This is a genomic window from Chloroflexota bacterium (genome assembly GCA_018648225.1).
Lineage (GTDB): Bacteria > Chloroflexota > Anaerolineae > Anaerolineales > UBA11858 > NIOZ-UU35.
In genome coordinates, this window is sequence record JABGRQ010000059.1 from 12,463 (window position 1) to 34,215 (window position 21,753).

A 21,753-nucleotide genomic window follows, 5' to 3' on the forward strand; every position below is an offset into this window, starting at 1 on the left:
GTGGGGTACTCATTCTTGAGGGCGTTATAGCTGTGCGGATCCGTTGTGACGATTGTCTGATACTCGCTGCGTTCCAGAGCTTTCATATTCTTTTCAACCAGCATCTCGAACAGCCCTTCTTCACCCGCGCGGCGCACATCGTTGCCGGAGTGATTTTCGCCTTTGTAGAGAATGCCAAAATCCAGCCCGATTTGCTGGAATACGGCGGCGGTTTTCTGGGTAATTTCGCTCAGGGTAGGGCTGTAGGCAGCATAATCGCCCACGAACCACAGGTATTCGACCGGCTCTTTGCCCGCATCTTTGATTTTGGATTCAATACCTTTGGCCCATTTGGCCCGCATTCGTTCGGATTGCCCAAACGAATTGCCGTAGCGTCCCAAATTGGTGAGCGCGTCTTGTAATTCGGCATCTACATCGCCTTCAATGACCAGATAACGGCGCATGTCTACGATAGCGTCAAGATGTTCGATCAGCACCGGGCACTCGTGGATGCAGGCTCCGCAGGTGGTGCAGGCCCATAAGGCTTCGGTGGCGATAGCTTCGCCGACTAACTGGGAACCGTTCGAGCGTAGTGCATCTCGAATAGACAGAATCAACTCTTTCGGGCTGAGTGGCGTCCCCGCGGCAAATGCCGGGCAGGCATCCTGGCAGCGTCCGCATTCGGTGCAGGCATCCCCATCGAGCAACTGCTTCCAACTTAAATCACTCAACTGGCTGACATATATCGGCTTACCTGTTGGCGTTTCCTTACCCGGCGACAATGTGCCGAAGGGATGGTTGAGTTTCGAGAAGAAAGCGTTCAGCGGCCCAGTGAGGGCGTGCATCAGCGTGCCCACGGGCAGCGTGATGAGGGTCAATGCCACAATGAGTAAGTGGAAAACCCAGATGCCAAGGTGCCAGCTTGTGAGCGCAGCATCGGATGCGCCGGTGGCGATCCAAAGTTGAGCCAGCCCCCAGCCCGCCGGAGATGACCACGCCCAGGCTGGTTGTTCCACCGCCAACCGCAGCGATTCGGTGAACAGGCCACCGAGCACGATCAGCGTAATCAGCGTCAGCGATCCGGTGAAGCCCGGCTCTAGCGTCAGGCGTCGTGGTTTTTGCACATAGCGCCGATAGATGGCCATCCCCGCGCCGACCAGGAACACGATGGTGAAGGCATCGAGGGTGAATTTATAAACGATCAGGGTGTTGCCAAAGAGAAACTCGAAAAAGTGGTCGTGGATGGTCGCCAGTGCTGTGCCCAGGAAAAAGACAAAATAGCTCCAGGCGATGGCAACATGCATCACGCCGGGGTAGCGTTGGCGCAGAACTTTGGTTTGAACGATAGCATATTGAATCAGCCGTCCCAGCCGCAGGTGGAGTTTATCCCAGCGCGCTTCAGGCTGCCCAATCTTCCACCACAGGCTGGCCTGGCGATAAAAGCGGAACAGCATAACAAAGGCGGCCAGGAACATAATTGTGTACACGTACAGTTCCGGCGCGCCCCAATTATGCGGTATGCCCCAATAATTCACTCGTTCAGGCATAATATCCTCCGACAGACCTCTGAGGTCTCGTGCCTATGCTTCTTCAAGCGCTTCCAGCAGTGGATCAATTAAATCAAAGAGATCGATTTCAGCGCCATATTTGGCAATATCGAAAATCGGCGCATCGGGATCCATGTTGATGGCGACAATCATTTCAGCATCCGTCATACCCTCAACATGCTCAGGCGCGCCGCTGATGCCCAGCGCCAGATACAACTTCGGTTTCACGCTCTTGCCCGATTTGCCGACCATGCGCGAGGTTGGCAGCCAGCCCTGATCGACCACCGGGCGCGAAGCGCACACCACACCGCCCAATAATCCGGCCAGTTCTTCCGCCAGTTCGAGATTGTCTTCGGTCTGAATGCCGCGCCCCACGGCGATGAGCACATTTTCGCTGGAAATATCGACATCGGCGGCTTCTGGCTCGATATATTGCTTCAGCGAAACGCGGGGAGCTTCAATGTTGACCTCGAAGGTGGTTATTGCTGGTGAGGTTTCGGTCTGCCCCTGTGCGGGTTTGTACCCTCCGGGGATCATTGTGATCAGGGTGGTCTCATTCGAGAGAGCACTTTCCGCCATAATTTTGCCGCCGCAAATCTGGCTGATGAGATTGCCATCTGCCACCCGAATACAGGAACTTACCAGTGGTAGCCCCAGGCGGGCTGAGAGTACGCCGGAAATATCCGAACCGATGGAGGTGCTGCCGAAGAATACGGCGCGGGGTGCCTGCGCGGTGAGCAGCCCAGCCAACGCTTGTTGATATGCGTCGGACGTGAATTCGGCCAGAGCCGGATGATCACTGTAGAGTAACCGATCCGCGGCCAAATCGTTGGCTAAATCCTGAGCGTTATGCCCCAGCAGCACGCCTACAACTTCGCCACCCGTTGCTTGCGCCAGATCACGAGCCGCAGCCAACATGATGTAAGAAATATCGGCAACTTGCCCGCGTAGATGCTCAACTACAACAAAAATATCTTGATTCATTTGCATCCTCCTCCTTACACCAATCCGGCTTCTTTGAAAATTTCAACCAGTCTGGCGGCGACTTCTTCTTCATCGCCTTCCAGCATTTCGGCGCGTTCGGCGGCTTCGGGCACATACATACGTTGCACCACTGGTCCGCCGCTCGCATCCAGATCGCCAACTTCTTGCTCGTCGATAGTGGCGGTTTTCATCATCTGGCGCACTTTGCTGATGGCCACGTAGCGCGGCGGTTCCTCGCCTGCCTGAATGCCCAGCACAGCCGGCAAAGCGACTTCCATTTCAGCGATCAAGCCCCCGGGGTATTCCTTGCGCGCGACTGCGGTTTCCCCCGAAACAGAAACACCCGAGATATAGCCGACATACGACATCCCCAGGTATTCGGCAACTAAGGGGCCAACTGATCCATCCAGGTCGTCGTTGGCTTGCACGCCCGTGAGTACCAGGTCTGGCTTGAGTTCTTTCGCCGCACTTGCAAAGGCACGTGCCAGCGCGTGGTTGTTTACACCATTTTCAAAATCACCCTTCAATAAAATTAAGCGATCCGCGCCTTTGGCCGCGATCGTGTAGAGCATCTCATTAACCCCTTCGGCTTCCGGTGCAATCACAGTAACTTCGCCCCCTGATCGCTCTTTTAAAATAATGGCCTGCTCAGTGGCATGGTTATCGAATTCGTTGATGATCAGGCGCAGCCATTCCATATCGAGCGCGGTGCCACTTTCGGCAATCTCAAGTTCTTCAACGAGATCCGGCACGAGTTTGGCTAAAACCACGATATTGGTCATCTTTCACCTCCTGACTTGCTTACAACGCGTCGGCTAAGAGTTCAATAATGTCCTTGACGATGAGCTTGTCGGCTCCCGCAACGGTTTTGGCGGCGTCTTCAAAGCGAGGCGGTTCGTAGGGGCAGGCCACGGCCAACACGTCTGCTTGGGAATCGGCGGCTTCTTTGACGCGCCAATCCGAGAGACGCACACCGGTTTTTTCCCACTGGAAGCCATCCAGCCACATCCCACCGCCGCCGCCGCCGCAGCACAGACTGGTGGTGCGATTGTGCTCCATTTCAACCAGTTCTATGCCGGGAATCGCCTCCAAGAGCTGGCGTGGTGCATCGTAAACGCCATTGGCGCGGCCCAAATAGCAGGGATCGTGGTACGTGACACGCATTTCCGCGTTTCCCTTTAGCAACGCCTTGATCTTATCCAGGTGTTCGACCAGAAATTCGGTGTAATGACGCACCGGGTATTCGATGCCCAATGCAGGGTACTCGTTCTTGAGTGCGTTATAGGCATGTGGATCGGTGGTGATGATTTCGCCGAATTCATATTTGCTAAAGGCTTTGCCGTTCTTTTCGGCGAGCACTTCGAATAGGCCGCGTTCGCCCGCCAAACGTTGCGAGTCGCCATCGCTGCTTTCCTCGGGGCCGAGAATGCCGAAATCGATACCCAAGGCATTCAATAGCTTGAAGAAAGCGCGTGTGGTTTGTTGCACGCGCGGATGATAGGATGGATAGTCGCCCACGAACCAGAGTACGTCCACTGGGCGTTTGAGTTTGCGCATGATAGGCACTTCAGGTTCCAGCCCGTTTGCCCATTCCGCGCGCTTGCGTGGGGACTCGCCCAAGGGGTTGCCGTAGCGCTGTGAGAATTCCAGCGCGCTTTGCAATTCCGTGGGGATATTGCCCGCCAAGAGCATTTCCTCTTTGGCGCGGGTCATCAGCCCGGGGGTTAGTGGGATGTTCTTCGGGCACACCTCCACACAGGCGTAGCACGATACACACATCCAGACCGAATCGCTCTCGACGACTTCATCAAAAATGCCTGCGCGCAACCAGGAGATCATCCGTCCAGGGGGAAAATCCATCACGTAACCCAGGGGACATACACCGCTACAGTTGGCGCATTGCAAACAGGTCTTGATATTTTCGCCGTCAGCAACATCAAAAAGGCTTTGATAGAATTCTTGGGTAAAAGGTGAAAAATGAGAAATGGTATTCGCTGCCATCAGGTACCTCCTACTTTTTTGGCGGCAATGGAGGCCGAGACTCTGTGGGTAATTAAGTGAGCGTTGAGAGCCTCAAGAGAAAAATACTCTTTCAGACCGATTGACTTTGTGTTTCATCAGCCTGTTATGCGCATTTAAATTGAAAAATAGATGGTAATCGCGCTGTATTTACTATATAAAAAGGTATTGGCGCTCAATAGTGGAAAACATCATAGGCCGAGCCGCCTTTTGTCATTCAAAAACATCTAAATAATATGGATGAACTATGTGTGATTATTTTTTGGGCAAGGTGAGATGAATGTTTGCTAAGAAGGTGCCTGGCGCAGGAGGACGGTTATTGCTTCGCGGTACAATTGCCGGGTGGGCTAATGCAGATTTCTAGACCCTGCAAAAATGAGCGTATCAGCTTTTGAGGGCAAATGAGGAGTGTATGAACGCAATAGACAAATTACATGCTTTAGGGCAATCACTTTGGTACGACAATATTGAACGGCATTTGTTGGCAAGCGGAGAGTTGGCTGCGATGGTTGCGCGCGGCGAAATTCGCGGGGTTACCTCAAACCCAAGCATATTTAGCAATGCAATCGTCAATTCGCACAATTATGACTATGACTTAATTACGCTGGCTGAAGATGATTATTCGAGTGAGCAAATCTACGAGAGTCTTGCTATAGCCGATATTCAAGGAGCGTGTGATGTTTTTCTGCCGCTTTATGAGCAAAGCAATGGCGGGGATGGCTATGTCAGCCTGGAGGTCAGCCCATATCTAGCGCGGGATACTGAGAAAACTTGCCAGGAAGCGAAGCGCCTTTGGAAACGAGTCGGTCGTCCTAATTTGATGATAAAGATTCCCGCTACGGTGGAGGGCTTGCCTGCGATTACGCGCACAATTGCTGCGGGAATAAATGTCAACGTGACCTTGATCTTTTCGATCCGCCGGTACGAGGCTGTTATGGATGCATATTTGACGGGATTGGAACAGCGTCTTGCAACTGGGGAACCGATTGATGGGATTGCCTCCGTGGCCTCATTTTTTGTCTCGCGGATCGATTCGAATATTGACGCGCGTTTGCAGACCCTTGTGGACGCAGGCGGAGATTTGGCGCCGCGCGCGGCAGCCCTACAAGGGAAAATTGCCATTGCTAATGCACGGCTAGCCTTCGTACGCCACAAAGAAGTTTTTGCAGGCGAGCGTTGGGAAAAGATTGCCGATATGGGTGGTCAGATCCAGCGCGCTTTGTGGGCTTCGACGAGTACCAAAAATCCTGCTTATAAAGACACGCTTTATATCGATGAGTTGATTGGGGCCAATACAGTTAATACGGTACCCCCGGCTACATTAGTGGCCTTTGGCGATCATGGTGTGGCCGCGCTGACTTTGGATGCAGATGTAGCTGCAGCACAGGCAGCTATGGATGGATTGGCCGCACTAGGTATTTCGATGGATACCGTGACGCAGGAACTTGAAGTTGAGGGTGTGAAGAAATTCGCCGAAGCATTCACCATATTGCTAAATGCGGTAGAACAGCGTATGAGACGCGTATAGCCGCTTTTATTTATTCCTGCCAACCATTTAGATGGAACCACAGATGAACGCCGGTGCATGTGGTTGAAAAAACTCATCAGCGCTTATTTGTGTTCATCTGTGGTTTTTGGGGTCTGGAAAGATCATTCGCATAACCTGATGTAGAAAAAACCTGCTTGCCAGAGGGATACTTAATGAACCGTAGAGATTTTTTGAAGATCGTCACTTTGCTGGGAGGCGCGGTGGCAGCGAGCCGTTGCAATATGTTGGAAGAAGGTGATGAAACCGTTATTGTCGTTGGGGCCGGGATTGCCGGCCTCAGCGCTGCGAGCGCGCTAAAAAAGTGGGGGTATAACGTGATCGTTCTGGAAGCGCGCCCGCGTGTGGGTGGTCGTATCTGGACTAGCAGGGAGTGGGCGGATGCGCCGCTCGATATGGGTGCCTCGTGGATCCATGGGATTACCAACAATCCGATTGCTCGTCTTGCGAACGCCAATGATATTAAAACCATTGAGACGGATTACGAGAATCATTGGATCTACACGGCAGAAGGCAGCGAACTCACCAACGCAGCCTACGACAGACTTGAAGAATATGAGGCGGTGGTGCAAGACTATATAACCGAAACAATTGAAATGTTGAATGACGACGTTTCCCTGCAAGCCGTCTTGGGTATTGCACTTGCTGAAGAAGATATCTCGGCAAATGAGAAACAGATAATTTTGTACCTCCTTAACACAATCATTGAACATGAATTCGCTGCGGATATAAACAACTTATCGGCGTTTTCTTTCGACCAGGGTGATGAGTTCGGGGGTGAAGATGTCATCTTCACCGATGGATATGAGCAAATTATTGCGCTGCTCGCCGATGGGCTGGATATTCGGTTGAATGAAATTGTTCAGCGCGTGGAATATAGCGATGGCGGTGTGACAATCACTACAAATCAAAATCTCTATGATGCTGATCGCGCTGTAATCACTTTGCCTCTGGGTATACTAAAAAGTGGACGCGTACAATTTTCTCCCGCGCTTCCCGTGGACAAGCAGCGTGCGATTAAGCAATTGGGGATGGGTTTACTTGATAAAGTGTATTTGCGTTTTCCCCATATATTCTGGCCTAAAGCGGCTGAATTGCTGGGCTATATTGGACCCCGCAAAGGTGAATGGGCAGAGTGGCTGAATATAGCGCATTACACCAATGCGCCAATCTTGCTGGGTTTCAACGCGGCCACTTTTGCGCGTCAAACCGAAGCCTGGTCTGATCAGCAAATTGTTGGCGACGCTATGGCAACCCTGCGCACCATATTTGGCGAAAATATTCCCGATCCATTGGCATGGCAGATTACACGCTGGGCGGCTGATCCTTATGCCTTAGGCTCTTATTCGTATCTGACGCCGGGAACCGACGGGGAGACTCTGGATGCTTTGGCTACCCCGGTTTCTGGGCGCTTATTTTTCGCTGGCGAAGCCACCTCGCGCGAGTATCAGGCGACGGTTCATGGGGCGTATCTGTCGGGCATACACGCGGCCGAAGAACTTTGGGATGCGTAAGACCCATTAGTAGGGCTACTTCGGCAACATTCCAAGATAATCCATCTGATGCACAATACACAAGAGTTCTCCGTCAGTGATTTGCTGGCGGCGAGTTGCTATCCAGCGTTCCAACAAAATAGCGTCGATATCGGGCTGGCGGCGCATTTCTGTTTCAACAAAATTGAGTAAATGTTGCAAGAAAACGTCTTCATTTTGCGCATAGCCAAGAGCGTTGGCGTAGATTACCCAATCGGAGCTGCCTGTGGCGAGAATATCAACGCCATGTTGTCGCAATTCGCCAAAGAGATGCCGCCCGGCGCGGCTGTCTCCGCTGGGCTGGCCGTCGGTGCGGCGTTTATCCATCGTCTGGTTGTAGCGTGCCAGAATTTGAGCTTCGAAATCGGGCAACAGCGGCGGCTCGAAGATCGTCAAGCCATCATAATTGATCGTGGTATAAAACAACCCGCCGGGCTGGAGCGCCGTCAACAGGCTCGGTAAGGCGCTGGGCAGGTGGAATAAATCCAGCACGGCATGGGCAATCATTGCGTCCCAGGCCGCGGGACACCTCGCCAACAGGGGGAAAATATCACCGCAGATCGTTTCGACATCAACGCGTCGCTTGTCGTTCGTCAGCCTGAATCTGTCATCCGTAACAAACTCAAAACGCCAGTTGGCTTCCCTGGCCCAATTCTCTAAATAAACTTGCGCATAGGCAATACTGTCTGGCTCTGTATCGACCAGCGTGTAGCGGCAGTTTGGCAGGGTGTCATTCTCTAGCAGGCGCGCCAGCATTGTGCCAATCCCGCCGCCGACTTCGAGAATATCAAGCTGGTCTTTGAGGGTGGCACGTTGCTGTAAACTTTCACCGAATTGATTCCAGACGCGTAAATTCAAGGCGCGGTCATCGACGCTTTTTTTTGACAATAAATAATCCGTGAAGGGAGGCAGTTGATTAGTTTGCATCGCTTTTTTTCGGTAATTCCTGTATTGTTTTTTAGATTCCAGAAAGTATCAAAAAAACGCAGTCATTGCGAGCCGCTGTGAGATGCAGTGAGCGGCGAAGCAATCTTCAAAATTGGCATATTTCGCCGAAAAACGGGGGATTGCTTCGTCAGCTTCGCCTCCTCGCAATGACAGGTTTTTAAATTGCTTTTCGCAGTCCACTTAAAATAATTCTTTCCAAAAAACCATTGATCGCTGCGCTCATGCCTGCCCAAGTGGGGCCGTTATCGAAATGCTTGCGCGCAGCCAAACTCATCTCCAGCAGTCGGCTGCGATCTTCGCTCAACCGTTGAATATATTCGGCCAGCGCGCCCGCGCCATGCGGTTCAATCAGATAGCCATTTTCGCCGTGGCGGATGGTTTCGTGGGCGGCCCCGGCGCGGGTGGCGATGGCAGGTAAGCCAAAGGCCATGCCTTCCAGATAGACAATCCCGAAGCCCTCGTAGGTGGATGGCACAACCAGAATATCGTGCTCGCTCAGATGTTGGGGCAGCTGAGCGGCATCCAGCGCAGGGATCAGGTTGATGGGAATTTTTTCGCCGAGTTTGGCGCTCAACGCCCGGATGTGACGGGCGTATCTCGGTTCGGGTTGCTGGCTGCCGATCAGCGTGATCTGCACATTGGGGGAATCCAGTGCGAGGCAGGCCTGCAAGAGCAGGTGGGGCTGTTTGCGGCGGGTGATACTCCCCAGGAAGAGAATCCGCAACGCGCCGCGCCGACCCACCCGGAGCCTGATCTGATCGTCGTTGAGCGTCATCTTCAGACGATCCCCGCCAGGGTAGGCGATCACATGGGGGGACAGAGACTCCACCAATTGCGTCACGCTCAACTTCGTCGTCTGACTGTTGAAAATGAATCCATCCACGCTTTGCAGATAATTCTGTTCCATCCGGCGGTAGAGCGGCATGAGCGCGGCGGGGTGTTGCTCGCAGGCGCGCAGGTGATGGACGAGGGCGATGATGGGATATTTGATCTTGCCGCGCAGATGTTGATTGACGCGCCACAGCGATGGATGGCAGAGTTCATCCTGAATGAGGACATCCACATCCAGGCGGCGCAGGCATTGATAGAGCGTGGGTGAGAAGTTGTCGCTCAGGTGGGCAGCGTAATTGCGCCACGGCAGCGAGACGATTTCGACGGAGTGGCCGCGGGCGCGTAAATCGTCTATCAGATAGCGGTCGTAGATATATCCGCCGCTGATGGTATCCAGGCTGCCGTAAATCAACAAGCCAATTTTCATCGCACCTAAATTTCCACGCGGTAGGAAGCCCAGGCGATTTCGTTCTCCCAGAGTTGGATTGTGATGGCATTCAGCGTATTGGCCTGGATGCGCCCGGCGAGGGTTTCGCACAGGATGCGCGAAAAATGCTCAATCGAGGGATTCAGCCCGGCGAAGGATGGCATTTCGTTGAGCGTCTGATCGCGGTATTCAGCAATCAGCGCATCGAGATTGGCTTCAATATCCACGATGTCAACCAGATAGCCGTGCGGATCGAGCGTGCGGCCATGCAGTTGCACTTCGATGAAATAGTGGTGGGAATGCAGGTCGTTCTCCGGCCCCCAATCCCCTCCGATGAGATAATGCTGGGCAATGAAATCACGTTTCACGGCTACGGTATACATAGGACTCCTTTTGTCTCACGCAAAGTTTCAAAGACACCAAACTTTCTCTTGGAATTTTTCTTTGCGTCTTCGCAGCTTTGCGTGAACTTTTGTATGAGACTCGACAGAAACCAAACACAATTTTTTTATGAGGAAGCCAAGAATCCATGAATTTTTCTTCCTGCATTCCGGGTTTCCTTATTACAGCTTTTCTACCTTACATCTGTACACAATTCTTCAAAAACGAAAAACGAATGTCGCGAATAGGCGAATGACACGAATTTTTCCTTTTTTTTCATTCGTGACATTCGCGTTAAAATTCAGTACTGAAACTTGTTTTCATCAATATTCAAAAATGACTTGAATGGCCTGCTGCGGATATTCATCGAGCAGACGGTAAGCATCGGCGGCTTCGCTGAGCGGGAATCGTTGGGTGATGAAGCGCGCCGGGCGGATTTCGGCCAACAATTGCAAGGCCGTCGCAAAACGGCGAGCTTTATCCCAGCGGCCCTGGAAGCGCGGCGCAATTGTGCTGACTTGGCTGGAGATGATCTGGATGCGATTGCGGTGAAAATCGCCGCCCAAATTGAGCGCGGTCCGCTTCTCGCCATACCACGAACCGGCCACGATGCGGCTATCGAATCCGGCCAGGGCAATGGCTGTGTTGAGCGCGTCCGGCGCGCCGCTGAGTTCGTAGATTAGATCGGCGTGGTGATGGAGGGCGGTTGGCAGTTCATCGGGGTGGAGGGCGTGCCCCCCCAGTGTGGCGGAGGCCTCCCGACGGTTGGCATAAAAATCGAGCGTGAGCAGTTCTTCGAGCGGAAAACGCGCCAGCAACGCCGTAGTCAGCAGCCCAACAATGCCCTGCCCGATGACCGCCACGCGTTCCCCAATGACGGGACTCCCATCCATCACCAGGTTGAGCGCCGTCTCCATATTGGGTAGAAAGGCGGCATCTTCAGGGGACAAGCCCTCGGGTAGGCGCATCAACCCCGAGGCCGGGGCCATGAAATGTGTTTCATGTGGATTGAAGGCAAAGATGCGTTGCCCCAGCCAATCCGCTTCCACGCCTTCTCCGAGCCTGACCACTTCCCCGACAGCGGCATAGCCATATTTGAGGGGATATTGAAAATTGCCCTCCAGGGCGGCGATACTTTCATCGAGCGCCAGTTGTTTGGGAGCCTGATCGCGATAGATCAGCATCTCGGTACCGGGGCTGATTGCCGAGAGTTGCGTGCGCACCAGTACTTCGCCCGGACGCGGTACGGGGCAATCTTCGGTGCGAACTTCGACCCTGCGCGGGCCAGTGAAATAAAGCGATTGTCGTGTGAGCATTCGTTGGTTACAGTTTTTTCTACTTTAATCTTTGCGTTCTGGCGGCTTAGCGTGAAAATGCTTTGTTTACAATTCCCCAGACGATAAGATTGTCTTCAAGTTGCGCACTTTGCAGGTTTTGCAAGCGAGGATAATTTGGCAAGCTCCCGCCTGTGCCGAGCGGGGACGATATGCTCCTAACGCCGCCCACCCAGGCCGGGGCGATGGTCAGGATGGCGATATTTGCCAGCCCGGCGCGCAGAAAACTCTCGATAATCTCCGCGCCGCCCTCTACCATCAGTCGGCGAATACCGTTGGCGTGCAGCTTTTTGAGGATATGCCGCAAATCCAGTCGGTGGTTTTCGTCGCTGGGTGTCGGAAAAATCTGGCAGGTTGCGCCTCCTGATGTTTTTGGCGCATTTTCGGCGCAGAAAACCCAGGCGGGTTTCGGATGTGCGTGGAGGCGGGCGGTCGCGGGCAAACGGAGTTGTGAGTCGAGAATTACAGGCTGGGGGTCTTCGCCTTCTATCAAACGCAGAGTGAGTCGCGGATCATCCGAGAGCACCGTGCCGATGCCTATCAGAATAGCGTCATGCCAGGCACGCAGGCGGTGCGTCAGAGCAAAAGCGGCCTCGCCGCTGAGATCAATCGGCGCGCCGCGGCGCAAGGCGAGTGAGCCATCGAGACTTTGAGCGTAGGTCAATGTCACAAGGGGGAGATCGCTGGATTTGTGCTCGCGCTCAACTTGCAACAGAAAATCATCAATCGTCTTCATGCTGCGTGGTCGAGATCAGTTCGGGCATATTGAGCATGTGTCTCATGCGCGTGACTTTGGTGCGTAAATATTCGAGATTGTCGGGTTTGATGGTTGGCTCGATGCTCACACGCTTTATTACAACGATTCCGTGTTGGGTCAGGTCTTCGATTTTAGTGGGATTATTGGTTATCAGGCGAATCGATTGGATTTTTAAATGGCGAATGATCTCGGCGGCAACCGAATAATCGCGCAAATCGGCTTGATGCCCCAGCGCCAGATTGGCTTCTACGGTGTCGTACCCAATATCTTGCAGGTTGTACGCGCGCAATTTTTCCAGCAGGCCAATGCCGCGCCCCTCCTGGTGCAAATAGATCAATGCGCCGCTGCCGTTTTCGGCGATTGCGGCAATTGAGGCTTCAAGCTGTTCGCCACAGTCGCAGCGGGTAGAGCCGAGCACGTCGCCGGTGAAGCACTCCGAATGTACACGCACCAACGCGTTTTCCTGGCATTCCACGTCACCAAACAAGAAGGCCAGATGTTCTTTTTCGTCGCGATCATTTTGGTACAGACAAAGGCGAAATTCACCCCAATTTGTGGGAATGCGGGCGCAGACGATTTGTTCAACATGCACAGTTTCTTGGCTCATCTAATTACCTCCACACGAAATTATAACAAGGATTATCCAATTATTTAATCTTTGGCGATCTTTGTGTGAAGATGCCGCCCCACACGAGACCCAGCAGGCCAAAACTGATGTCACGCAAGCGGATGAGCAGGCCAATACTGACACCCAGCCCCACACTCAATCCCAGCGATTGGGCGGCCAGTGCCTGACTGATTTCCAGCGAACCCAGGCCGCCGGGCAGCGGCGTCAAAAACGCCAGCCGCGCCGCGGTGATAAAAACCAGAGTTTGCCATAGACTGAGTTGCGCGCCGAGAAAATGAAGCATCAGCCAATATTCAAAAACTAGCGCCACCCAAACTGCTCCCGAAAGCAGCATCAATCCGATGAGCGTGGCAGGGTGCTGGCGGCAAAAAGTGGACATTTGTGTTTCGCTGTGGTTCACACCCGCGGCGATGCGAATACTTTTCGGAAAAATTCGCGCAACCCCGCGGGCTAATTTACTCAGGGGTTTGATCTTTGCGTACAAGCCGATCAAATAAAGCCAGGGCAACGCAGCCAGCAAGAAAACCATTACGGCCAGCAGCCGATTCTCGCGTAAATCTAGCAAACCGCCCGCGGCAATCATCACAATGCCGAAAGCCAGGAATGTGAAATTTGCCAGCAGTTCAAGTATTTTATCGAGGCTGAGGGAAGCAACCGCGTCCGTGGTGGGGATGGCATGATTTTTGTGCAAAAAATAAACTTGCAACGGCTCGCCGCCAAATTGAGGCCCCGGAGTGAAATAACTGACTCCAAAAGCTGCCAATCGGTAGCGGATTGCCACCCAAAGCGGGATGCGATTCCCTTGCGTGCGCAGTAAAATCCACCAACGTACTGCAAACAGTGCAATGATGGCTGCGTTGAGCAGCGCCAGTGCCGCGATCTGACTCAGCTTGAGACTGCCCAGCGCCGCGCTCACATCCGCCAACGGGGTAATCGATAGCGTATAACCAACCAGCGTCAGCGCCAGTAGCCAAAAGCCTACTTTCCAGTATTTTTTCATGCCGATGATTTGGCTTTACCGATGCGGTTGTAGATCAGCCAGTCTTCGGGGCTCCATAGCGCCCAGCGCCCGCTGCCGATGAAAAGCAGATATACCAGCGTGAAAATGAGCAGATAATCGCCTAATAATAACGGGCTGGCTTGCAGGCGGATTCCGGCGGAAACCAGCGCAGCGATGGGGGTGAGACGGCCCAATACGCCCAAAGCGAGCAAAATGCCGAGGGCCAGATTCCACCCGTTGAGCAAGCCCTCGGGGGCAGATTGTAACGCAGATGCAGAATCCGCCCCGAGGGGGAGGGGCAGCCCCAGGCCCAGCGCGTGATTCCCGTAGATGAGCAGGGCCAACCCCCGCAGAAGAAGCGGCATCCAGCCGAGCATCCACCCCTGAACTTTGCTCCAATCTAACTTCAACGCGTCGAATTTCCCGGTGACTTGCCAGTAATCGTAGAGGAACATGCCCACAAAGGGAATCAAAAAAAGTGTGGCTGCGTACAGCGTGGCCGGGGGTTTTACCGGCGGGGCGAGCATCACGCTGATGAAACCCATTTGCACCCCGGCGAACCAGCGCCGCATGTGGCTTGGCCGCAACGGAAAGACCGGCAGACCGCGCTTTACATGGCGGCGCAGGGCGAAGAGATAAATGAAACGGGCGAAGCCGAAGGGCAGATACCACCAGGGCACGCGGCCGTATTGAAAGGCCAGCAGCGTTACGACCAGCACACCCAGCGAGTCGTTGTTCATATCGAGGCGTTCGCCCAGCCGCGTGACCATATTGCTGACGCGGGCGGCCAGGCCGTCGAGAAAATCGCTGATGTCAGAAAGTATGTAGAGCGCAAAGGGCAGCCAGGCCCAACCGCCGGGCAGTGCGGGCAGCAATAAAAAGCCCGCCAGCAAGGCGATCAGCGTGCCGCGTGCTAGGCTAAGGGCGTTGCCAGGGCCGAAGCGCGGCAAAACTTCTTCTTCGCCAGCACGATGGTTTTTGGGCAGGGAGCGCCACAGGGCAACGAGTTGGAAGGCGAATACTACCGCGGCCTGCAACCCCCACTGATTGGCATAGCGCACCCCCGCGATGCGATGCAGAAGTTGCGCTCCGAGCAGCAGCACTGTAATGGAGCTAAATCCGTAAAATGCCCAACGGAATTTGAGTTGAGACATCTATTGCTGGATACGCGGCGAGAGCCAGAAGCCTTGCGCGGCATCTGTGTTAGCGGTAAGTGAAACGGTTTTTAAAATAAACTGCACTTCTTGCCCGATGAGGAACGAGAGATCAAGGTTGATCAACGCAATCCGCTTGTCGTAGACTTCAATCCATTCGCCCATCAGATGCACGTTGCCGCCGGCATCTTTGTAATAGAGTTCAAAGCGCAGGTTGCAATCTGGAGTATCGGCCATGCAGCCCACATTGGCCCTGAAACGGTCGCCGCTTTGAACACGGTATTTTGGGAAAACTCCCTGGACGAAGCCCTGGTATTCAGCATTCGGATGCACCCAGAGCGCGGCATTGCTGTCAGCGCCGTGTTCCATGTTGGGGTTGGAGATCAGGGTTATAAACCCGTCGGAGCTGCCAATTTTACCCAGGCAGGGTAACTCCTTTGCCGAATCGCCACTTTCGGTCATGGGTTTGTTGGTCCAGGTGGCGTAACAAGCGAAGACGGCGAAGTTATAGGCGAAATTATTTGGCTTGACGACATTGGCACTCATAGGGAGCGTGTTTTCTGCGTTTCGAATAAGGCTGAGCGCTTCGTCATTGATGATGATATTCAGCGCTTCGTCGTCGCTGTTTTCGAGAGTCCAATAATTATCATACTCGCCGGTATCGTTCGGCGCGAGGATATACACCGAGATATCGGTTGTTGCTCCAGGCGGAATTGTCTCTGTAAAGTAAACGCGATAATCGCCGCCAACATATCGATCGCCGTGCGAATATTGCAGTTTATAATCGGGTGTCCAGGGGCAATAGCCAGTATTCTGCACGCGCCACGTTTTGAGGAATAGCGTTCCGGTAACAACATCTGTTCCAGGCGGCAGGGTGACATGTTCGATGAACGTGGCCTCATTGCATTTGCCAGCCAAAGCCTCGGCAGTCGCCGTGGCATCTGCGCTGCTGATTTCTGTAGCTGTAGCTGTGGGTGTGGGAGGCGGGGTGGCCGTCGCGGTTCCGGTGGGTGAAGGGAGCATTTCGCCCGTGCGCAGCATTGAAGCGACAATTTGGGCAGCAGTAGCCTGAAACTCAGCGGGCAGAATTTCGTCCCCATTTTCCAGACGGATGAAAAAATCCATATCATCGACGCTGTCTTCGTAGAAAAGTAAAATATCCTTCCCCGCCGGGTTGACAACGACTTGCTGAATAGCCTCTTTGCCCAGTAAGTTCACAGTGCCGCGCGCCGCAATGGGGCCAGAGGGCAGTTCGGTGACAAGTTCGGTACTCTCCCACAAAAACTTGTACTGAATATGCAGCGTGATACCAGCTTTCGTCAATTTGACTGTTTTTGCGGAGAAGCCGCCGCTGGCGGTGGAGTGACCGGCTGACACAACCGTCAAGGTCCAGTCGCTGGGATAATCGAGCGAGAAGCGGTAGGTAGTGTCACGATAGCTTTGAAGCGAGGGTATGGTGGTGGAGGTGCTGGTGGGCGGTATTGTTGGTGAGTTGGCCGGGTTGTTCGATGATGGCGAGATATATCCGCGGGTTTCAGTTACGTTACCGTGCGCGTCGACCAGCCCTTCCCAGGCGAAGCCCGTTGCGGGGCTATGCACGCTGATGGTGTATACAATATCAGCGGGATTGATCGTGGGGAAGAGGATATTGACAATCCAGTGATCCAGGCTGAACTGAAAGGCTGAAGTGCTGACTACATCTGCGGGGGTAAGATTCTGCTCGTTCCATGCCGATCCTGCCGGGGGTACATAGAGACCATAGTGGTCGCGAATATACAACATTGCTGCATCGCGGGCGCCTGGCGCGCTATCCACGGGCAATGCAGGGGGATTAGCTTCAACTTCTGGGCTGGAATCCGCTGGCAATAACTGGCAACCGCTGAAGAGCAGCACACCTGAAAGGAGCAATAAGAGCAGCCGTTTCGTTTGGTTTGTGGTCATCGTTTCCTCCGAAGAGTACAGTTGGCCCTGATTCTAGCACAATCGCTCAACGCAGCAAAAGCCTTTTAATCAAAAACGCCACCCAGAAACCAGGATGGCGAGATCATTTGAGGAATGATGAAGCCTAAAGCGGGCGCAAGCGGTCGGCCAGGTTTCTAAGTTGTTTGTAGCCGACCGGCTTTAACAAAACCAGATCGGCCACACCGGGCAGTTCATTTGCCATGCGATTGTCGGCAGTTGCCACAATCACGCGAATATCTTTCAGGCGCTCATCATTGCGGATATGGTTCAGAATATCTACGCCCTTAACATTGGGGATGTGCAAATCCAGGATTATGATCGCGGGCACAACTTCGCCCAGCCTGTCCAGTGCAACCTGACCGTCGTGAATAATTTCTACGTTATAGTCAGCTTCTTCGACGGCCTCGCCAAATGCCAGCGCAAGGTTTTTATCGTCTTCAACCACAAGGGCTAATAATTTTTCCATTGTGAATACCTCAATGTCTTTACGGAATTTTCCAAGCTGGCCTGATTATACCCTTTTTGCGTTTTTAGAACCTGATATTTTTGTTTTGGGGTAATTTCTTGAGAATTGAATATCCCTGATCTGAACTGGGAGTTTTAAGGCATTATACGAGGTACAAACCAAAAGCCCTGGGCGGAGTCGGCGTTCTCGGTGAGGGCTACTGTTCTCAGTATGAATTGGACTTCTTGCCCGGCGAGGGAGGAGAGATCAACATCGATTACTGTGGCTTGTCCGTTGTAGTTTTCTTCCCACTCCCCGATGCTATGAACTGCCCCAACAGCATCTTTATAATAGAGTTGGAAATCGAGGCTGCATTTTGGATAATTGAACATACAGCCGATGGTGGTTTTGAAGTGGTCGCCAATTTGCACAGTGTATTTTGGGTAAGTGCCCTGGATGTAGCCGTAGCGCGCTTCGTTGGGGTGTACCCACAAGGTTATTTCATCATCCAGACGGTGTTCCATTACCGGGTTGTCGAGTCGGGTGATGAATCCGTTTGAACTGCCAACGGTACCCAAACAGGGCAGCACTTGAGCTGGGTCTCCACTTTCATTCATCGGTTTGTTGACCCACGTAGCCAAACAGGCATTGGCGCCGAAATCGTAAGAAAATGCGCCATTGGGCGCCACATTATTGACAATATTTGGCGTTGGGAGCGCTTTGGTGGCGGTTGGTACGGTTCCGGGCGTGCTGCTTGCCTCGGGTTCGCTATTGGTGGCGCCAGTTCCTGAAGTGGTGCCTGTATTTGGTAGCGGGGTTAAGCTTGCCGTTGATGTTATCGTGGGGGTCAGCGTTGCGGTGGCAGTAGCAACAGGCGAGGGGAGAATCTCTCCGGTGCGCTGGATTGTGGATACGATCCAGGTGGCCTGCTCGACGATGTCGGCAGGGATTTCTTTGCCAGTTGTTTCGATTCGGATGTGATAGGCAATATCCTCACTGCTGTCGCCGTAAAAGACCAGTTTATCTTTACCCTGCTCATCAACGACAATATTTTGCGCAACCCGCTTGCCCAGCAGCATTGCAGTACTGCGTGCCTCGATGATCCCGGGAGGCTGCGTATCGTCGAATTCTGTGTTTTCCCACAGGAGTTTGTACTGAATTTTGATCGTGAAGCCGTCTTTCTGAAACTGGATAAATTTGGTTGTGAACCCGCCCTTGCCGTTGGCTGCCCCTGCTGATGTTGTGGTGAGTTGCCAGTTGTCTGGATATTGTACCGAAAAGCGATAGGTTGTATCGGTAAAATTCAGTATAGATGGTGCAACGGTGGCTGTATTTGTGGCTGTCGGCGAGGGGGTGCCAACGGGCTGCTCATTTTCTGCTATCGTGTTCGTCGATGTAGATTGTTGTACAATAATCTCTGTGATCGTGCCATCGGCATTGATTTGCCCTGACCAATTGAAGCCCGTGATTGAATTGTGAACGCTGGTGGTATAGATGATCGCTTCGGGGGCTAACTTGGGGAAGATGATCGTTGCAATCCAATCGTTCGCAGTGAATTTCAGAGCGGCGGTGCTTGTAACGCCCTCCGCTGTGAACGCCTCCTCGGTCCAGGCGGTACCCGCCGAGGGAATATTCAGCCCATAGTGATCGCGAATATATAGCATAACAGCATCGCGGGCGCTTTGGGCACTGCCAATCACAACAGTGATTGTAGTCGTATTGGCATTTGCATCGATATTCACATTGGAATCTGTTTGCGGCAGGGTGAATTGACACCCGCTCAGCAACAGCAGACCGGCGACAAGCAAGAAAAGCAATCGTTTGTTTGATTTTGTGGTCATCATTCTCTCCGACTGAAATTCATTATAACCTTTTTTGCGTGTGGGCATAAACCTTACAATTCTGTTATTTGACTTTTCATGCGCGCTCGATATTTGCTGAACCATTTCGATAGTTTATGCTAGAATGAAACGCAATGACAACGATTCTTTTCGCCACTCAAAATCCGTGGAAAATCCAGCTCTTTCGACCTGTTTTTCAGGAATATGGTTTTGAGTTGATCGATTTACGCGCGGCTGGCATCGAGCGAGAACGCCCAATTGAAAATGGCGCAACAGTGGCCGAAAATGCACTCATCAAGGCTCGCCATTATTGTTCCGATTCGTTCCCCTGGGTCTTTGCTGATGATATGGGGGTCGCGGTGGATGCGCTGGATGGCGAGCCGGGCGTGCAAGCGCGCCGCTGGGGTGGGCTTTTTCCCGACGATGTGGATGATCAGGTTTGGCTGGATTATTTGCTCACCCGCATGGAGGGGATTCCGCCCGAGGAGCGCGCGGCAACATTCCTGGATGGCTGGGCATTGGTCTCGCTCCGTGGTGGCGCGTATGCTTGGGAGATTTGCTCCCCCTTTGAGATTGCCGAACAACCCATTCGTCCTGTACCGCCGGGTTCCCCCATCGTCGCGGTCGCGATTGGCTTTCCCGACAATCCCCAGGAAATATTCATCCAGGCCAAAGCTCGTTTTGATGACTGGGGCATTTTCGATCAGCTTGCTCGAACGGGCGAATTGCAGCCCTAATGGATGCCACCTTTGAGAAAAACCGCCAGTACTTTTTGTATAGTAGTGGCACATTGGGCACTGCCACGCTCAGCTTTCTAATTAACAGTTGGTTGTTATATTTTTATTTGCCGCCCGACGGCCCGGCGCTGGTGCCTGTGGCGCTTTATGGCACCGCAATATTAGTAGGGCGCGTGATCAGCGGCCTGCTTTCTCCGCTGATCGGGCATTGGTCAGACCGGAGTCAGTCTCGTTGGGGGCGGCGTTTGCCGTTTATGTTCTTTTCCATCCTGCCCATGCTGGGGGCTTTTCTTCTGCTCTGGATGCCCCCAGATACTCACGCTTCTTATTGGAATCTGGCTTATTTGCTGTTGGTGGTGATTGTTTTTCGCATCGCAGCCGCGTTTTATGCCATACCGTATCAGGCGTTGCTCCCGGAAATCGCGCGCGAAGATAGGCCTCGGGTCAAGATTTCGGCCTGGCAGTCTGCTTTTTTCATCATCGGTATTCTGAGTGCTGGCCTGGCTGGTGTGCTGATTGATGCCCAGGGTTATCGCAGCATGGCTGTGGTTTTTGCAGTTTTTGTATGGCTGGTTTTGTGCTTGCCGATCTACGGATTGCGCCAGCAAGCGTTCGCATCCGATATACAAGCCGCGCCCCCCGCGTTATGGAGTAATATTACGGCTGTTTTTCAGAATCGAGCGTTTGTCGCTTTTACATTTGTCTGGGCGTTTTATTTGATGACCAGCTCTCTAATCCAGGCCGTAGCGCCGTTCTTGGTCACCGAAGTTTGCGGGATGCGTGAAGCCGATACGGTTTATTTTTATGTCCCTGCGGTTGCGGCCTCGTTATTGTGCTTTCCGCTGGTTATGCGTTTATCGAACCGCTGGGGTAAAACGCGTGTTTATGGTGTTTCGTTGGTTGGTTCCACCCTGATATTCCCGGCCACAATGTTGATCGGTGATTGGCTCCCAATTGGATTGCGGGTTCAATGTATTTTATGGGCTGTGTTGCAGTCTGTGGCGATCTCTGGCGCGGTGGTGTTATCGGCAGCTTTTATGGCTGAAATTATTGATTTTGATGAAAAAGTTACCGGCTTGCGCCGTGAAGGACTGTATTATTCGGTAATCAAGGTGCTTGAGCAAATCTTCTCCGGGTTGGCGATGGTATTGCTCCCCGTGATCCTGCTGTTGGGACGCAGCCGCACCGCGCCGCAGGGGCCGCTGGGTGTGCGCATGGTGGGTGTTGTCAGTGGTGTTTTGATTGGGGTTGGGTTTTTGATTTTCCTTCGCTATCCACTGCGTCAAGATGAGGCTGTGAAATAAAGAAGGCTGTAGTTGGTGAGGATTTTATATGGATATTCGCGCAGAAGTAAAGAAGTTATTGCAGGAAATTGGGCCAGGGCGGATGATGAGCACGGCTTATGATACGGCTTGGGTGGCGCGCCTGGTTGAATTGGGCGAACCGATGGGCGAGCAAGCCCTGGAGTGGCTGCGCGAACATCAATTGCCCGATGGCAGTTGGGGGGCGTATGCGCCGCGCTACTATCACGACCGCATGATCAGCACTCTGGCCGCGATGACGGCCCTGGGGCGCTACGGTACCGATAAAGATAAACCCCGCATTGAACGCGCCCGCATGGGCCTCGATATTGCCGCCCGCGGCCTGCGCGCTGACCCCGTAGGTGAGACGATTGGCTTCGAGTTAATTGTTCCGACGCTG

At 53.1% G+C, this 21,753-nt stretch carries 20 protein-coding genes; 5 read left to right on the top strand and 15 right to left on the bottom strand.

Going from position 1 to position 21,753, the window contains the following annotated elements; all coding sequences use genetic code 11:
- The 4 genes from HN413_04025 to HN413_04040 form a co-directional block, all read right to left on the bottom strand.
- Positions 1–1,526, bottom strand: a 1,526-nt coding sequence (locus tag HN413_04025) for a (Fe-S)-binding protein (GenBank protein ID MBT3389557.1), incomplete at its 3' end; no start/stop codon positions are given.
- A 33-nt stretch (positions 1,527–1,559) separates the two neighbouring features.
- A complete protein-coding gene (locus HN413_04030) occupies positions 1,560–2,510 on the bottom strand; it encodes an electron transfer flavoprotein subunit alpha/FixB family protein (GenBank protein MBT3389558.1) in 951 nt (316 codons plus the stop codon).
- Positions 2,511–2,524: 14 nt separating this feature from the next.
- Positions 2,525–3,292 carry an electron transfer flavoprotein subunit beta gene (locus HN413_04035; protein MBT3389559.1) on the bottom strand — a complete coding sequence of 256 codons (768 nt, stop codon included), beginning with the start codon at positions 3,290–3,292 and terminating at the stop codon, positions 2,525–2,527.
- 19 nt (positions 3,293–3,311) lie between these two features.
- Positions 3,312–4,511, bottom strand: a complete 1,200-nt coding sequence (locus tag HN413_04040; protein MBT3389560.1) for a (Fe-S)-binding protein — start codon at positions 4,509–4,511, stop codon at positions 3,312–3,314.
- 430 nt (positions 4,512–4,941) lie between these two features.
- On the opposite strand from HN413_04040, the gene tal reads away from it, so the two are divergent.
- Positions 4,942–6,057, top strand: coding sequence for a transaldolase (gene tal, locus HN413_04045; protein MBT3389561.1), 1,116 nt, complete (start codon positions 4,942–4,944; stop codon positions 6,055–6,057).
- A gap of 173 nt (positions 6,058–6,230) precedes the next feature.
- Positions 6,231–7,589: an NAD(P)-binding protein gene (locus HN413_04050; protein ID MBT3389562.1), complete on the top strand. Its 1,359-nt coding sequence runs from the start codon at positions 6,231–6,233 to the stop codon at positions 7,587–7,589.
- Positions 7,590–7,604: 15 nt separating this feature from the next.
- Here the strand turns inward: HN413_04050 and HN413_04055 are convergent, their stop codons facing one another.
- From HN413_04055 to HN413_04105, 11 genes are all read right to left on the bottom strand, one after another.
- A complete protein-coding gene (locus tag HN413_04055; protein ID MBT3389563.1) occupies positions 7,605–8,534 on the bottom strand; it encodes a class I SAM-dependent methyltransferase in 930 nt (309 codons plus the stop codon).
- A 178-nt stretch (positions 8,535–8,712) separates the two neighbouring features.
- Complete coding sequence (locus HN413_04060) at positions 8,713–9,813, bottom strand: glycosyltransferase family 4 protein (GenBank protein MBT3389564.1); 1,101 nt, start codon at positions 9,811–9,813, stop codon at positions 8,713–8,715.
- Between the two features lie 5 nt (positions 9,814–9,818).
- Positions 9,819–10,196: a 6-carboxytetrahydropterin synthase gene (locus HN413_04065; GenBank protein MBT3389565.1), complete on the bottom strand. Its 378-nt coding sequence runs from the start codon at positions 10,194–10,196 to the stop codon at positions 9,819–9,821.
- Between the two features lie 321 nt (positions 10,197–10,517).
- Positions 10,518–11,510: a zinc-binding alcohol dehydrogenase gene (locus HN413_04070; GenBank protein MBT3389566.1), complete on the bottom strand. Its 993-nt coding sequence runs from the start codon at positions 11,508–11,510 to the stop codon at positions 10,518–10,520.
- A gap of 46 nt (positions 11,511–11,556) precedes the next feature.
- On the bottom strand, positions 11,557–12,264 hold the full coding sequence (locus HN413_04075; GenBank protein MBT3389567.1) for a RibD family protein: 708 nt from the start codon (positions 12,262–12,264) through the stop codon (positions 11,557–11,559).
- Positions 12,251–12,892 (bottom strand): GTP cyclohydrolase II, encoded by a 642-nt coding sequence (gene ribA / locus HN413_04080; protein ID MBT3389568.1) that lies wholly within the window; start codon positions 12,890–12,892, stop codon positions 12,251–12,253. The genes HN413_04075 and ribA overlap by 14 nt, the downstream gene beginning before the upstream one ends.
- A gap of 40 nt (positions 12,893–12,932) precedes the next feature.
- Positions 12,933–13,913, bottom strand: coding sequence for a flippase-like domain-containing protein (locus HN413_04085; protein ID MBT3389569.1), 981 nt, complete (start codon positions 13,911–13,913; stop codon positions 12,933–12,935).
- Positions 13,910–15,067 (bottom strand): CDP-alcohol phosphatidyltransferase family protein, encoded by a 1,158-nt coding sequence (locus tag HN413_04090; GenBank protein ID MBT3389570.1) that lies wholly within the window; start codon positions 15,065–15,067, stop codon positions 13,910–13,912. The genes HN413_04085 and HN413_04090 overlap by 4 nt, the downstream gene beginning before the upstream one ends.
- Entirely contained in the window at positions 15,068–17,008 is a 1,941-nt protein-coding gene (locus tag HN413_04095) for a hypothetical protein (protein MBT3389571.1), read from the bottom strand.
- A gap of 124 nt (positions 17,009–17,132) precedes the next feature.
- On the bottom strand, positions 17,133–17,495 hold the full coding sequence (locus HN413_04100; GenBank protein ID MBT3389572.1) for a response regulator: 363 nt from the start codon (positions 17,493–17,495) through the stop codon (positions 17,133–17,135).
- Between the two features lie 134 nt (positions 17,496–17,629).
- Complete coding sequence (locus HN413_04105) at positions 17,630–19,315, bottom strand: hypothetical protein (GenBank protein ID MBT3389573.1); 1,686 nt, start codon at positions 19,313–19,315, stop codon at positions 17,630–17,632.
- Between the two features lie 134 nt (positions 19,316–19,449).
- Here HN413_04105 and HN413_04110 point away from each other — a divergent pair, with 134 nt between their 5' ends.
- From HN413_04110 to HN413_04120, 3 genes are all read left to right on the top strand, one after another.
- A complete protein-coding gene (locus HN413_04110) occupies positions 19,450–20,052 on the top strand; it encodes a hypothetical protein (protein MBT3389574.1) in 603 nt (200 codons plus the stop codon).
- Positions 20,052–21,356 carry an MFS transporter gene (locus HN413_04115; protein ID MBT3389575.1) on the top strand — a complete coding sequence of 435 codons (1,305 nt, stop codon included), beginning with the start codon at positions 20,052–20,054 and terminating at the stop codon, positions 21,354–21,356. Before HN413_04110 ends, HN413_04115 begins: the two co-directional genes overlap by 1 nt.
- Before the next feature lie 28 nt (positions 21,357–21,384).
- Positions 21,385–21,753, top strand: a 369-nt coding sequence (locus HN413_04120) for a hypothetical protein (GenBank protein MBT3389576.1), incomplete at its 3' end; no start/stop codon positions are given.

Bases quoted from the DNA above. Each gene is read 5' to 3' on its own strand.
- HN413_04030 (MBT3389558.1), bottom strand. From the start codon at position 2,510: ATGAATCAAGATATTTTTGTTGTAGTTGAGCATCTACGCGGGCAAGTT.
- HN413_04035 (MBT3389559.1), bottom strand. From the start codon at position 3,292: ATGACCAATATCGTGGTTTTAGCCAAACTCGTGCCGGATCTCGTTGAA.
- HN413_04040 (MBT3389560.1), bottom strand. From the start codon at position 4,511: ATGGCAGCGAATACCATTTCTCATTTTTCACCTTTTACCCAAGAATTC.
- tal (MBT3389561.1), top strand. From the start codon at position 4,942: ATGAACGCAATAGACAAATTACATGCTTTAGGGCAATCACTTTGGTAC.
- HN413_04050 (MBT3389562.1), top strand. From the start codon at position 6,231: ATGAACCGTAGAGATTTTTTGAAGATCGTCACTTTGCTGGGAGGCGCG.
- HN413_04055 (MBT3389563.1), bottom strand. From the start codon at position 8,534: ATGCAAACTAATCAACTGCCTCCCTTCACGGATTATTTATTGTCAAAA.
- HN413_04060 (MBT3389564.1), bottom strand. From the start codon at position 9,813: ATGAAAATTGGCTTGTTGATTTACGGCAGCCTGGATACCATCAGCGGC.
- HN413_04065 (MBT3389565.1), bottom strand. From the start codon at position 10,196: ATGTATACCGTAGCCGTGAAACGTGATTTCATTGCCCAGCATTATCTC.
- HN413_04070 (MBT3389566.1), bottom strand. From the start codon at position 11,510: ATGCTCACACGACAATCGCTTTATTTCACTGGCCCGCGCAGGGTCGAA.
- HN413_04075 (MBT3389567.1), bottom strand. From the start codon at position 12,264: ATGAAGACGATTGATGATTTTCTGTTGCAAGTTGAGCGCGAGCACAAA.
- ribA (MBT3389568.1), bottom strand. From the start codon at position 12,892: ATGAGCCAAGAAACTGTGCATGTTGAACAAATCGTCTGCGCCCGCATT.
- HN413_04085 (MBT3389569.1), bottom strand. From the start codon at position 13,913: ATGAAAAAATACTGGAAAGTAGGCTTTTGGCTACTGGCGCTGACGCTG.
- HN413_04090 (MBT3389570.1), bottom strand. From the start codon at position 15,067: ATGTCTCAACTCAAATTCCGTTGGGCATTTTACGGATTTAGCTCCATT.
- HN413_04095 (MBT3389571.1), bottom strand. From the start codon at position 17,008: ATGACCACAAACCAAACGAAACGGCTGCTCTTATTGCTCCTTTCAGGT.
- HN413_04100 (MBT3389572.1), bottom strand. From the start codon at position 17,495: ATGGAAAAATTATTAGCCCTTGTGGTTGAAGACGATAAAAACCTTGCG.
- HN413_04105 (MBT3389573.1), bottom strand. From the start codon at position 19,315: ATGACCACAAAATCAAACAAACGATTGCTTTTCTTGCTTGTCGCCGGT.
- HN413_04110 (MBT3389574.1), top strand. From the start codon at position 19,450: ATGACAACGATTCTTTTCGCCACTCAAAATCCGTGGAAAATCCAGCTC.
- HN413_04115 (MBT3389575.1), top strand. From the start codon at position 20,052: ATGGATGCCACCTTTGAGAAAAACCGCCAGTACTTTTTGTATAGTAGT.